8 protein-coding genes and 1 pseudogene are annotated in these 13,578 nt (G+C 55.8%); 6 read left to right on the top strand and 3 right to left on the bottom strand.

The window, feature by feature from the left end:
* The first annotated feature begins 1 nt into the window (after position 1).
* The 3 genes from GN277_RS08105 to GN277_RS08095 all read left to right on the top strand — a co-directional run bounded on the left by GN277_RS08105 (position 2) and on the right by GN277_RS08095 (position 3,751).
* On the top strand, positions 2-3,103 hold the full coding sequence (locus GN277_RS08105) for an LPD28 domain-containing protein (protein ID WP_159750628.1): 3,102 nt from the start codon (positions 2-4) through the stop codon (positions 3,101-3,103).
* 1 nt (position 3,104) lies between these two features.
* On the top strand, positions 3,105-3,320 hold the full coding sequence (locus GN277_RS08100; protein ID WP_016220730.1) for a transposon-transfer assisting family protein: 216 nt from the start codon (positions 3,105-3,107) through the stop codon (positions 3,318-3,320).
* A 254-nt stretch (positions 3,321-3,574) separates the two neighbouring features.
* Positions 3,575-3,751: a hypothetical protein gene (locus GN277_RS08095; protein WP_159750627.1), complete on the top strand. Its 177-nt coding sequence runs from the start codon at positions 3,575-3,577 to the stop codon at positions 3,749-3,751.
* 50 nt (positions 3,752-3,801) lie between these two features.
* Here the strand turns inward: GN277_RS08095 and GN277_RS08090 are convergent, their stop codons facing one another.
* Positions 3,802-4,014 (bottom strand): hypothetical protein, encoded by a 213-nt coding sequence (locus GN277_RS08090; protein WP_159750626.1) that lies wholly within the window; start codon positions 4,012-4,014, stop codon positions 3,802-3,804.
* Positions 4,015-4,168: 154 nt separating this feature from the next.
* Between GN277_RS08090 and GN277_RS08085 the strand changes: the two genes are divergently transcribed.
* On the top strand, positions 4,169-4,525 hold the full coding sequence (locus GN277_RS08085; RefSeq protein ID WP_159750625.1) for a TnpV protein: 357 nt from the start codon (positions 4,169-4,171) through the stop codon (positions 4,523-4,525).
* Positions 4,453-5,388 (top strand): hypothetical protein, encoded by a 936-nt coding sequence (locus GN277_RS08080; RefSeq protein ID WP_159750624.1) that lies wholly within the window; start codon positions 4,453-4,455, stop codon positions 5,386-5,388. Before GN277_RS08085 ends, GN277_RS08080 begins: the two co-directional genes overlap by 73 nt.
* On the opposite strand, the gene GN277_RS08075 is transcribed toward GN277_RS08080, so the two are convergent.
* Positions 5,337-6,194, bottom strand: a complete 858-nt coding sequence (locus GN277_RS08075) for an IS3 family transposase (protein ID WP_244324962.1) — start codon at positions 6,192-6,194, stop codon at positions 5,337-5,339. The genes GN277_RS08080 and GN277_RS08075 overlap by 52 nt on opposite strands.
* 111 nt (positions 6,195-6,305) lie before the next feature.
* Positions 6,306-6,488: a transposase gene (locus tag GN277_RS30030; protein ID WP_244324550.1), complete on the bottom strand. Its 183-nt coding sequence runs from the start codon at positions 6,486-6,488 to the stop codon at positions 6,306-6,308.
* A 43-nt stretch (positions 6,489-6,531) separates the two neighbouring features.
* On the opposite strand from GN277_RS30030, the pseudogene GN277_RS08070 reads away from it, so the two are divergent.
* Positions 6,532-13,578 (top strand): annotated as a pseudogene (locus GN277_RS08070) (SNF2-related protein); the annotation flags it as partial.

The following is a 13,578-nucleotide window of genomic DNA, read 5'->3' as shown; positions in this document are numbered from 1 at the left end:
CATGGGCGGGAATGTCTTTGAAACGGTAAAGCAGTCCATCACCACCAGAGAAGCGGCGGAACACTATGGAATCGAGGTAAAGCGGAACGGCATGGCCTGCTGTCCCTTTCACGATGACAGGACGCCCAGCATGAAATTAGACCGCCGCTTTCACTGTTTCGGCTGCGGGGCGGACGGTGATGTGATCGACTTTGCCGCCAAGCTCTATAACCTCTCCCCCAAAGAGGCTGCGGAAAAACTGGCCCAGGATTTTGGACTGCTCTATGACAGCCAGGCGCCCCCGAAGAAAACCTATGTCCGTCAAAAGTCAGAAGCGCAGAAATTCCGGGAATCCAAGCAGCGGTGTTTCCGCGCGCTGGCAGACTACGCCCATCTGCTGCGGGGCTGGGAAACCGGCCTTGCGCCCCTGACCCCGGAGGATGAGCCGCACCCCCTTTTTGTGGAGGCGCTGCACCAAAAGGACTATGTGGAGTATCTTCTGGACTTTCTGATGGAGGATGGCATCGAGGAACAAAAAACATGGATTGCAGAACACCTAACAAAAATCATGGATTTGGAAAGGAGAAACAAGGAAATGGCAGAGAAACCCACCAACCGGGAGCGATTGCGGGAAATCACCGAGGGCATTGAGCAGAACATCAAGGAACTGTTTGAGAGCGAAAAGTATATGCGCTATCTGTCGGTGATGTCCCGGTTCCACCGCTACTCGGTCAATAATACCATGCTGATCTATATGCAGAAGCCGGACGCGACCCTTGTGGCTGGCTATAACAAGTGGAAGAACCAGTTTGAGCGCCATGTGAAGAAGGGCGAGCGCGGCATCACCATCATCGCGCCCACCCCCTATAAGAAGAAAATCGAGGAACAGAAGCTGGACCCGGACACCCATGCACCGGTGCTGGACGCAAACGGCAGGGTGGTCATGGAGGAAAAAGAGGTGGAAATCCCGCTGTTCCGTCCGGTCAAGGTCTTTGATGTGAGCCAGACGGACGGAAAGCCCCTGCCCTCCCTGGCGGCGGACCTGTTCGGGAATGTCCGGCACTTTGAGGCGTTTATGGAGGCGCTGAAACGCTCCGCCCCGGTTCCCCTTGCGTTTGAGGAAATGGACGCGGATACGGACGGATATTTTTCTTCCAGCCAGCAGCGCATCGCCATCCGCCAGGGCATGAGCGAGGTGCAGACGGTTTCCGCCGCTGTCCATGAGATCGCCCACAGCAAGCTGCACAACTTTGATGTGCCGGACAACCCGGACGCGCCCTTGTATCAGGAAGTGGAGCTGTTTGGACAGCCAGCCCTGTTCTCCAATGAGCGGATTGCCGCAGACGATCTGCCGGACGGACTGTTTTGTTATGACCTGCGCGGTTCCGATGATGACCCCGGCGCGCCGGTTGCGGTCGAGGAACGGGTTATCGTCAACCACGCCGGTTCCGTCATAACCGCAAAGCCGCTGGAACTGCCGGAGCAAGGGTATCTCCCCCTGACCGATGAATCCGGCCTGGACTTTAACGGCGGCGAAAAGACCGCCCAGCGGTTTTTGCAGGACCATAAAAAGGACCGGCGCACTGAGGAGGTGGAGGCCGAGAGCATCTCTTACGCGGTCTGCCAATATTTTGGGATTCAGACCGGCGCAAACAGCTTTGGGTACATTGCGAACTGGAGCCAGGGCAAGGAGCTGAAGGAACTGCGGGCCAGCTTGGAAACCATCAACAAGACCGCCGGTACTCTGATTGCCGATATTGACCGCCATTTTCAGGAGGTCTGCAAGGAGCGCGGCATTGATCTGGAATCCGGGCCGGAGCAGGACGCCGGAAAAGAAACCATGCAGCCGGAAAACCCGCAGGCCGATACGGAGAATCAAGAGGTTTCCCCTGAACCGGAACCCTCCTGGAAAATCCCCGCCGAACTGCCGGAGCAGGACCCCTCCATGTTCCGCTATTACATTACCCAGGAATCGCTGGATGTGGGAACCTATCCTTTGATGGACGGGAAAACCATCACTGAACTTGCCGCGCCGGTAAAGGTGGAACAGGATTCCATCACTGCCTTTGGCTGTATCGACTACCCCCAGCCGCTGACCGCCGAACAGGAACGGGAATACGCCCTTTTGCCCGCCAGCCAAAACCCGCGGGCGCTGGATTCCATCGGCCATGCCGCAGAAGCCGCCCCGCTGCCTGACGCGCCGGAGCAGACGCTGGATGAATACCCGATGCCGGACCCTTTGCTGCGGGAGGACGATCTGAAAAACTGCGGCTATCAGGACGGGGACTTGCTGCCCCTCTCCAAAGAGCGGGCGCTGGAACTGTTTGAGCAGGATTTGACGGTGTATGCGGTGGTGGACGGGGGCGGCGCGGAAATGCTCTTTGACCGGGAGGAATTTGAAACCCAGCTGCCCGGTACGGTGTTCGCCCTTTCCCGCGAGGAATGGGAGGAAAGCCCAGCCTTTGACGGGCTGGTGCAGGACCGGCTGAACCGCCAGCAGGAACGGGAGCAGGCGTTTCTCTCTCATGAGGGGGACTGCTTTGCCATCTATCAGGTAAAGGATGATGACAGCCTGCGGGAAATCCGTTTTGAGGGGCTGGACTGGCTCCAATCCATCGGGCGCGAGGTGGAGCGTGAAAACTACGACCTGATCTACACCGCGCCCCTTTCCGGCAAAGATACGCCGGAAGTTGTGGCGGAGCAGCTGTTCTACCGCTTCAACAACGAACACCCCAAGGACTATCACAGCCCCTCCATGAGCGTCAGCGACATCGTTGCCATCCGCAGGGACGGCGCGTTATCCTGTCATTACTGCGATAGCTTTGGCTTTCAGCAGATCACCGGTTTTCTTGACGCGAACCCGCTGAAAAATGCGGAAATGTCTATGGAGGACGATTACGGCATGATTGACGGGATCATCAACAACGGTCCCAAAGAGCCGACCGTAGCCCAGCTGGAACAGCAGGCCAGAAGCGGCCAGCCGATTTCCCTGATGGATTTGGCGGCTGCGGTCCACCGGGAGGACGGGGACAAGCGGAAATCGGTGGTGGAACAGCTCCACCAGCAGCCGAAGCAGGAAAGCAAAAAGACAGCGCCGAAAAAGAGCGCGGAAAGGGAGCTTTGATATGGGACACTTTACCTTTGAAGAAATGAATCTGATGTGCATATACAACACCGGAACCCGCGCCGGACTGATGGAGAGCCTGACCGAGATGCGCGGCTACCTCTCGCCGGAGGAAACGGAGCTGATGGAACTGACCGACAGCGCCCTTCATAAGCTGCGCGCCATGACGGACGCGGAGTTTGACAGTCTGGAACTGTACCCGGACTTTGACGAATAGGAACCAACAGACCGGAGGGGCTAGCGCTGTGCCGCCCCTTCCTTTTATCCAAAACCCGAAAGGAGGGCCGAAAACAATGGCAACCAAAGCGCAGATGTACGCACAAATGGCCGACCATGCGGCGGTGCAGCTTACTTCCAGCTGGAATGAGTGGATGCGGTTTCTCGACACAGCCTCCAGGCTTTACAAATACCCCTTCCACGACCAGCTGATGATCTACGCCCAGCGCCCGGACGCTACCGCCTGCGCGGAGTATGACCTGTGGAATGACAAGATGGGCCGCTATGTCCGGCGCGGTTCCAAGGGCATCGCCCTGGTGGACGATTCCGGGGACCGGACCCGGCTGCGGTATGTCTTTGACATTTCCGATACCGGAACCCGCCCGCACTCCCGCACACCCTGGCTCTGGAAGATGGAGGAACGGCATATAGATTCCATCTCCGCCATGCTGGAAAACCGGTATGGTGTAGGCGGCGATGATTTAGGCGGGCAGCTGACCGAGATCGCCCGCAGGCTGGCCGGTGAATACTGGGCGGACAACGGGCGGGACTTCCTTTACATCGTTGACGATTCCTTTTTGGAGGAGTACGATGAACTTAACATCGAAGTCCAATTCAAAGCCGCCGCCACCGTCAGCATCGCCTATTCCCTGATGTCCCGCTGCGGGCTGGCCCCGGAGCAGTATTTCACCCACGAGGATTTCATGCCGGTTTTCGATTTCAACACACCGGCCACCGTTGGGGCGCTGGGAACGGCGGTCAGCCAGATCAACCAGCAGGTGCTGCGGCAGATCGGCGTAACCATTCTAAATGTGGAACGAGAGGCCAACAAAGAAAGGAGCCAGCAAAATGAACAACACCTTAACTTACATTCAGAACGGGAATTATCTGATTCCCAACCTGCAACTGACAGAACAGCCCGAAACGCCCCTGGGCAAGTACGGCAGGATGCGGAAAACTTACTTGAAGGATCACCGGCCCATCCTTTACAACCGTCTGCTGATGAGCGAGAAGCTGTACCCGCACCTGTTGGAGATCGACCGGACCGCGAACAGCCGATTGGAGCAGCTGATGCCGGAACTGGCGCAGGCGGCGGGCGTGACCGAGGAACTGAAAGCCCGCGACATGATGCAGTGGGTGGGCCTGATGAACAGCTGCAAGGCCCAGGCGGAGGAGATTCTGCTGGCGGAACTTATCAACAGCTGACCTTAAACCTGTTTCTGTCCGAAGCGGAACAGATTCAGAATATTGATGAAGCAGAGAATGTGAAAGCGTCCTCTGCTTTTTCTTTTGCCCAAAAGGACATCGACCATGTGCTGCGGCTGGGCGGCAATACCGACCGTCTGCGGGAGCGCGTGACAGCTGAATTTGAAAAGCAGAAGCCGGTCCCGGAAATAGCTGCCGCCCTGCAATCCCTCTATCATGGCGGTAACGGTTTTACCACCGATGCAGGCCGTATCACAGTCTGGTATGGTGAGGACGGAATCCATCTCTCTTATGGAAAATCCGCCCGTTATGATAAATCCGCGCAGGTCATTTCCTGGGAGGGCGCGGCGGAACGAATTGGCGAGCTGCTGGAATCCGGTCAATTTGCTTCCAATGTGGAGCTTGCCGAGGCGGAGGGTTATGAACGCTCCCTCCTTGCCAACAAGCTCTGGAACCTGTATCACGATTTGAGCGATGAAGCCAGAGAAGCCGGATATTTACCCAGTCTGTCAGAAATCAAGGGCAACGGGTTTCCAGAAGAATCCGCATGGCTCACTGAGCAGCTGCGTGACCCGGCTTTCCGCCAGCCCCTCACAGAAGAATACGCCGCCTTTTGGACTGCCTATACGCAAGACCGTAACTTGCTGCGTTTCCATTACCACAAGCCAAAGGAGATTTGGGAGAACCTGAAAGACCTGTCACTGTCCCACAAAGCCTTTTCATCTGAAATGGCAGAGGTTCCTGCGGTTAAGCAGTTTATTACGGAGGATGTGGATCTATGTCAATACTTTAGACAAAAAAAGTTGAAAGATTATGCTGCTTTTTTGAGTTCCTCATCCTCCTTTTGCTGTGGTGTCAGATAACCGATAGAGCTATGGATCCGTTTACGGTTATACCAGCCCTCTATGTATTTAAAGATTGCTCTGCGAGCTTCCCTTAAATCCTGGTAAGTATGAAGATAGATTTCTTCCTTTTTCAGTACGGAATGGAAAGATTCCATACAGGCATTATCGTATGGATTTCCCTTACGACTAAATGAATGCAGGATTCCTTTACTGCCCAGGCAGTCTTCAAATGCCTGGCTCGTATACTGACTTCCAAGATCACTATGAAGGATGATCCCCTCGGTATCCCTGACATTCAGGCATGCGTTTTCTACCGCTTTAACCGCCAGTTCCGCCGTCATAGATGTGCCATAGGCATACCCTATAATCTTTCGGCTGCACAGATCCATGACAGAAGCCAGATAGGTCCATCCTTCTTTCTGTACATGGATGTAAGTGATATCCGTACACCATTTCTGGTTGATGGTCTCCGTCCCAAAATCACGCCTCAGGATATTTTTCTTATCCTCCGGGATGCTGCCATGGTTGGCATGATGATTGTACTTCTTTACTACGATAGAGCGCAGTCCCTGCTCTGCCATATGCCTCTGCACCCTCTTGACGCTGCAAGGTGTACCATTATCATTCAGCACACGGCATATTTTGACAGCCCCATACCTTTGTTTTGAGTCATCATATGCCTGTTTCACTTTCCTGCCGAATTCCGCATATGCCTTCTGCTTATTTGAGGGTACACAAACCAGAGCCTTGTAATAGGTACTCCTTGGGAATTTCAGAGCGCTGCAAAGCTGAGATACACAGTAGCGGGTTAAGTTGTTCTGGATAAAGGAAACAATCTCGGCTATTGTTCTTTCGCGAATATGGCGGTCGCTTTTTTTAATATTTCATTCTCAATCTTAAGGCGTTGGATTTCTTTCTGGAGAGCCTTATACTCCTTAAGGGTGACCGTCTCCTCCCGGATACTTTGATGGGGAGAGCTGTTTTACCCAGTTGCTGAGTGTGCTTCGATTTACGCCATATTCACGCTCCAGTTGCGGATACGAGGTTCCTCCGGCATTATACAGATCCACGATCTGCTGCTTGAATTCCGGAGTGTAAGATTTCTGGTTTTTCGCCATGTAAAACATCTCCTTTGCTTTTTCACTTGATAGTATAGGTTGTTCAACTTTTCCTGTCCACACTTATATACTAACACCAGATGAGATCGGCGCGGCCCTTTCTGGCGGCAGCGGTTTTGCCGGGGGCAAAGGGCGCATTTATGCCTTTTTCCAGCAGCCCCATACCGACAAGGAAAAAACCGCGTTTCTCCGGCAGGAATACGGAACCGGCGGACGCTCCCACGCACTGTCCGGTGCAACGCACAGTGGCGAAGATCACGATGGAAAGGGCCTGCGCTACCAGAAAAACGGCTGTGACGATGTACGCCTGACCTGGGATAAGGTCGTGAAGCTGGTTGCTGGCCTGATCCAAAAGGACCGTTATCTGACCGAAGCAGAACGGGAACAGTATGAGAAAATCCAGGCAGAAAAGGAACTGGCAGAGGCGGGCATTGTAGAATCACAGAGCCAGCCTGCTCCTGTCCATGAAACCGAAACAGAACCGCCCCAGCCCGCGCTGGAAGAATTGCTGGAACAGTACAAGCCGGTTGTGACCGCCGCCATCATGGAGGATACGGCATACCGCAACGCCTGCGGCCATACTGACCATGAAAACGCTGTGATTGAGGGCAACGCCGCTGTGCGCCGCGCGGTTCTTGGCTCCGGTAATATGCAGCTTCTCAAACAGTATTCGGATGTGCCGGAGTTCCGCCACCGCCTGCATCAAGAGGTGATTGCCGAAACCTATCCAAAGCTCCATGAGCTTCTGCGCCCTCTCTCCCAGGACGATATTGACGAAGCCCTCTGTGCATGGAACGGCGATATGGACAGCAAACGGGCCGTAGTCCGCTATATGAAAGAGCATGGGAGGGAAAAAGACACTGCCGCATGGCTGTCCAGGGAGTACGGCGGTCCTGAACATACAAACCTGTTCATTGTCCGCGCCGGAAGCCCCGAAGAAATGGAACTGCCCTGGCCCAAGGTACAGCGCCGGATCGCCCAGCTTATCAAAGAGGACCGCTTTTTTACAGAGGCTGAACGGGATAATCTGGACGATATAGACCCTATCGCAATCCGGGAAAATCTGGCCCAGCGCGGCATTGTAAACGGGCAGGTAACAGAACCGGAGAAGCTGGACAATGACCCCTTTATCCAGCAGGTCATGGCTGATGTGGAGCAGATTGCCGCCGAAGAAGCAGAACCACGCTTTTCCGTTGTTATGACCAGCGATGCGTTTCCCGACCCGGAAGATGCGTTTGCTGTCTGGGATAATCAGACCAATGATTACTATACCGCCTCCGATGGAACGGTACGGACATTTTCAAGAGAAGAAGCTGCGGAGCAATTCCTGGCCGGGCTGGAACCACAAGAGATAAAGGCGGACCGGCAAGAGGAACCGGCACAGGAAACAGCCGCACCCGCTGCGGACGAACCGGGAACACTTCCCCGCGACCCGCTGGCATCGGCCTATGGCGTAGGGGATTTTGTTTTTCTGGAAAATACCGAGTACCGCATCACCGATTTGCAGCGGGGCTATGTCCAGCTGAATGACCCCGCGCTGGCCTACCCCATTTACCGGACGGAAAGCAAAGAACAGTTTGAACGCGCCATCCGGCAGGACCCGCGCAACAGCGCCATCACCGACTATCTCCCCGCCGATCTGGACCAGTTTTCCCCGGATTTGCGGGAAGTCCTGACCGGGGAGGGCGGTTTGCTGGATACGACTGCAAAGGAGGATATAGCGGTACTGCTCCGAAGCGGCGCAGGCAATCCGGCTGTTGCCCAGCATCTTTCCCAGCGGTTTTCGGGTACAGTGGAAACCATGCAGCTGGAAACCGGGGATACGGCAGATTACAGAACAACCGACAAAGGCATGGAAGTAGAGATTTTGCGGGAGGATGAAACGGTTCTGGCGGCGCTGTATGAAAGCTGGGAACCGGTTGCCGCCGCACTCCGCGCCCTCTACCAGCAGGAACTGGACGGATTCTCCCACGAACCGGCACAGCTAAAGGAACAGCCAGCAGAGAAACAGCCGGATTTGGGGAATCCTCCCGCACCGGAACCAGCGCCGCGAATGACTACCACCCCTGTCACCCGTTATCCGGGCGAACAGAACCATCTGCCCTACGATATAGAGATTCATACGCTGCACTTTGATGAGCCGGAACCCACCCCTCCCCAGCCGACTGCCGGGAACTTCCGTATCACCGACATTCACCTGGGCGAAGGAGGGCCAAAAGCAAAGTTTCGGGCCAATATGGACGCAATCAATCTCCTGAAAGAATTGGAGTTTGAAAACCGGCAGGCCACGCCGGAGGAACAGGAAACCCTTTCCCGGTATGTGGGCTGGGGCGGTCTGTCAGACGCATTTGACGAGAGCAAGCCCGCCTGGTCCAAGGAGTTTGCGGAACTCTATGCAACGCTGTCCCCGGAGGAATATGAAGCCGCCAGAGGAACGACCCTGAACGCCCATTACACCAGCCCTACCGTTATCCAGGCCATTTATGAAGCGGTGGGTAAAATGGGATTCCAGACCGGCAACATCCTGGAACCCTCCTGCGGCGTGGGCAACTTCTTCGGTATGCTGCCGGAGGAAATGCGGGGCAGCAAACTGTACGGCGTGGAACTGGATTCCATCACCGGGCGCATCGCAAAACAGCTCTATCCCAAAGCAGACATCACTATCGCGGGCTTTCAAACCACTGACCGGCGGGATTTTTATGATTTAGCCGTAGGAAACGTGCCGTTTGGCCAGTATTCCGTCAATGACCGGGCCTATAACAAGCTGAACTTCAACATCCACAACTACTTTTTTGCAAAATCGCTGGACCAGGTGCGTCCAGGCGGTGTGGTGGCCTTTGTCACCAGCCGCTACACGATGGATTCCAAGGATTCTACGGTGCGCCGGTATCTGGCACAGCGGGCGGAGCTGTTGGGCGCGATCCGTCTGCCCAACAATGCGTTTAAGGCCAATGCAGGGACAGAGGTGGTATCCGACATCATTTTCCTGCAAAAACGTGACCGCCCGATTGACATTGCCCCGGACTGGACGCAGACCGGACAGACCGAAGATGATTTTACCATCAACCGCTATTTCCTGGACCACCCGGAAATGGTGCTGGGCCGCACTGTTTCAGAAAGCACCCAATACGGAAAACAGGATTACACAGTGGCCCCCATTGAGGGATTGGAACTTTCCGACCAGCTGCACGACGCCATCAAATACATTCGCGGGACCTATCAGGAGGCCGAACTGCCGGAGCTGGGCGAGGGGGAAGAAATTGATACTTCTATCCCCGCTGACCCTGATGTAAAAAACTATTCCTATACCGTTGTGGACGGTGCGGTGTACTATCGGGAAAACAGCCGCATGGTGCGCCCCGACTTAAACGCCACCGCCGAGGCCCGCGTAAAGGGGCTGGTGGAACTGCGGGACTGTGTGCAGAAGCTCATCGCACAGCAGATGGACAGCTTTGTTTCGGATGCGGCAATCCGTGAAACCCAGGCCGAATTGAACCGGCTCTATGACGCATTTTCCGCAAAGTACGGGCTGATCAATGACCGGGGGAACCGGCTGGCCTTTGCCGATGATTCCAGCTATTATCTGCTCTGCGCGCTGGAAGTCATTGACGATGACGGACATCTGAAGCAAAAGGCGGATATGTTCACCAAGCGCACCATCAAGCCCCATCAGGCTGTTACTGCGGTGGACACCGCCAGTGAAGCCCTGGCTGTTTCCATCGCGGAAAAGGCCGAGGTGGATATGGCGTACATGGCCGAACTGAGCGGCAAAACCCAGGAGGAATTGGCGCAGGAGCTGCGGGGCGTGATCTTCCGTCTGCCCGGACCACTGGCGGAGGGGGAATCGCCCCGTTATGTGACAGCGGATGAATACCTCTCCGGCAACGTGCGCCGGAAACTGCGGCAGGCACAGCGGGCGGCGGACAAAGACCCCGCCTTTTCTGTCAATGTGGAGGCGCTGACCGCCGCCCAGCCCAAGGATTTGGACGCATCGGAAATCGAGGTACGCCTGGGCGCTACCTGGATTGACAAAGACTACATCCAGCAATTCATGTACGAAACCTTCCACACCCCGTACTATCTGCAAGGGAAGATTGAGGTCAAGTATGTCCCCTACACCGCCGAGTGGCAGATCACCAGCAAAAACGCCGTTGGGTACGGCGATGTAGCCGCCAACACCACCTACGGAACCGACCGGGCCAACGCCTACAAGATTCTGGAGGACAGCTTAAACCTGCGGGATGTCCGCATCTATGACACCGTTGAGGACGCCGAGGGGCGGGAGCGCCGGGTACTCAACGCCAAAGAAACCACCCTTGCCGCCCAGAAGCAGATGGCGATCCGGGAAGCCTTCCGGGACTGGATTTGGAAGGACCCACAGCGGCGGCAGACGCTGGTGCGCCAGTACAACGAGGAAATGAACAGCATCCGCCCCCGCGAGTATGACGGGCAGCATATCCGGTTTGCGGGCATGAACCCGGAAATTACGTTACGGGAACACCAGAAAAACGCCATCGCCCATGTGCTGTACGGCGGGAACACCCTGCTGGCCCATGAGGTGGGCGCGGGCAAGACCTTTGAAATGGTAGCCGCCGCGATGGAATCCAAGCGGCTGGGCCTGTGCCAGAAATCCCTCTTTGTGGTGCCGAACCACCTGACCGAGCAGTGGGCCTCTGAGTTTTTACGGCTCTACCCTTCCGCGAATATCCTTGTCACCACCAAAAAGGATTTTGAAAGCCACAACCGCAAGAAATTCTGCGCCAGAATCGCCACCGGGGACTATGACGCGGTGATTATCGGACACTCCCAGTTTGAGCGTATTCCCATCAGCCGGGAACGGCAGGAGCGCCTGCTGCGGGAGCAGATCAACGAGATCACCGACGGGATTGCCGAGGTGGAGGCCAGCGGCGGGGAACGCTTTACCGTCAAGCAGCTGGAACGCACCAAAAAATCGTTGGAGGCAAGGCTGGAAAAATTGCAGGCCGAGGGCCGCAAGGACGATGTGATTACCTTTGAGCAGCTGGGCGTGGACCGGCTGTTTGTGGACGAGAGCCACAATTATAAGAACCTCTTTTTATACACCAAAATGCGGAATGTGGCGGGACTTTCTACCACAGACGCGCAGAAATCCTCCGATATGTTTGCCAAATGCCGCTACATGGACGAGATCACCGGCAGCCGGGGCGTTGTGTTCGCCACCGGAACGCCGGTCAGCAACAGTATGACCGAACTTTATACCATCCAACGCTACCTCCAGTATGAGCGGCTCCAGGAATTGAACATGACCCATTTCGACTGCTGGGCCAGCCGGTTCGGGGAAACGGTGACAGCCCTGGAACTGGCCCCGGAGGGGACGGGCTACCGGGCGCGGACAAGATTTTCCAAATTCTTTAACCTGCCGGAACTGATGAACCTGTTCAAAGAGGTTGCGGACATCAAGACCGCCGACCAGCTGGACCTGCCCACCCCGGAGGTGGAATACCACAACATCGTGGCAAAGCCCACCGAACACCAGCAGGATATGGTGAAGGCCCTCTCCGAGCGCGCCGCCAAAGTCCATTCGGGGACTGTTGACCCATCAACCGACAATATGCTGAAAATCACCTCGGATGGCCGAAAGCTGGGGCTGGACCAGCGCATCATCAACCCCATGCTGCCGGACGAACCCGGTACAAAAGTCAACCAGTGCGTGGACAATATCCTGCAAATCTGGCGGGACGGACAGCCGGAAAAGCTGACCCAGCTGGTGTTTTGCGATATTTCCACACCCCAGGCGGCTGGCTCCAAAAAGGTGGCTAAAACGCTGGATAACCCGATACTTCATGCTTTGGAACAAGCGGTTCCAGAGCCGGAGAAACCGCTGGCCTTTACGGTCTATGAGGACATCCGGCAGAAACTCATCGCACAGGGTATGCCCGCCAGCCAGATTGCTTTTATCCATGAAGCAAATACCGAAGTCCGCAAAAAGGAGCTGTTTTCCAAAGTCCGCTCCGGCCAGGTGCGCGTCCTGTTAGGCTCTACCCAGAAGATGGGGGCCGGAACCAACGTACAGGATTTGCTGGTGGCCCTTCACGATCTGGACTGCCCCTGGAGGCCCGGAGATCTGGCCCAGCGAAAAGGGCGTATCGAGCGCCAGGGCAACCAAAACCCGCTGGTCCATGTTTACCGCTATGTGACGGAGGGGACTTTCGACGCATACCTTTGGCAGACAGTGGAGAACAAGCAGAAATTCATCTCGCAGATTATGACTTCAAAATCCCCGGTCCGCAGCTGTGACGATGTGGACGAAACCGCCCTGTCCTTTGCGGAGATCAAGGCCCTGTGCGCCGGGGACCCCCGTATCAAGGAGCGTATGGACCTGGATGTGGAAGTATCCCGCTTAAAGCTGATGAAGGCCGACCACCAGAGCAAGCAGTACCGGCTGGAAGATCAGCTGTTAAAACATTTCCCGGAGGAGATCGAGAAACACAAGGGCTTTATCCAGGGCCTGGAAACAGATATGGAAACCCTGGCGGCACACCCACACCCAACAGACGGATTTACCGGCATGGAAATCCGGGGCGATACGCTCACCGACAAAGAGAACGCCGGAGCCGCCCTTTTGGACGCCTGCAAGGAGGTTAAAGGCTCCGAGCCGGTGCAGGTCGGCAGCTACCGGGGATTTGCTATGCTTGTAACTTTTGACGCTTTTCAGAAGGAATATATGCTCCAACTGAAAGGCCGCATGACCCACCGTACCGCCCTGGGCGCGGACCCGCGCGGCAACCTGACCCGTATTGACAACGCCCTTTCCCAGATGCCCCAGCGGTTGGAAAGCGTCAAAGTCCAGCTGGATAACCTTTACCAGCAGCAGGCCGCCGCAAAGGAGGAAGTGGGCAAAGCCTTCCCCTATGAGGAGGAATTGCGGGTCAAGAACGCCCGTCTGGTAGAGCTGGATATGGAGCTGAACATGGACAGCAAGGGGCAGTCCCGTCCAGAAGCGGCGATTGCCAAACGCGAAAGGCCCTCGGTGCTGGAAGGGCTGAAACGTCCGCTCCCGCCCCGCAGCATGGAAAAGAAACCCAGACAACAGGAACAGGAGGCAAGATAA

This window comes from Sporofaciens musculi, from assembly GCF_009830285.1.
GTDB lineage: Bacteria > Bacillota > Clostridia > Lachnospirales > Lachnospiraceae > Sporofaciens > Sporofaciens musculi.
This window is presented reverse-complemented; position numbering and strand designations above follow the sequence as displayed.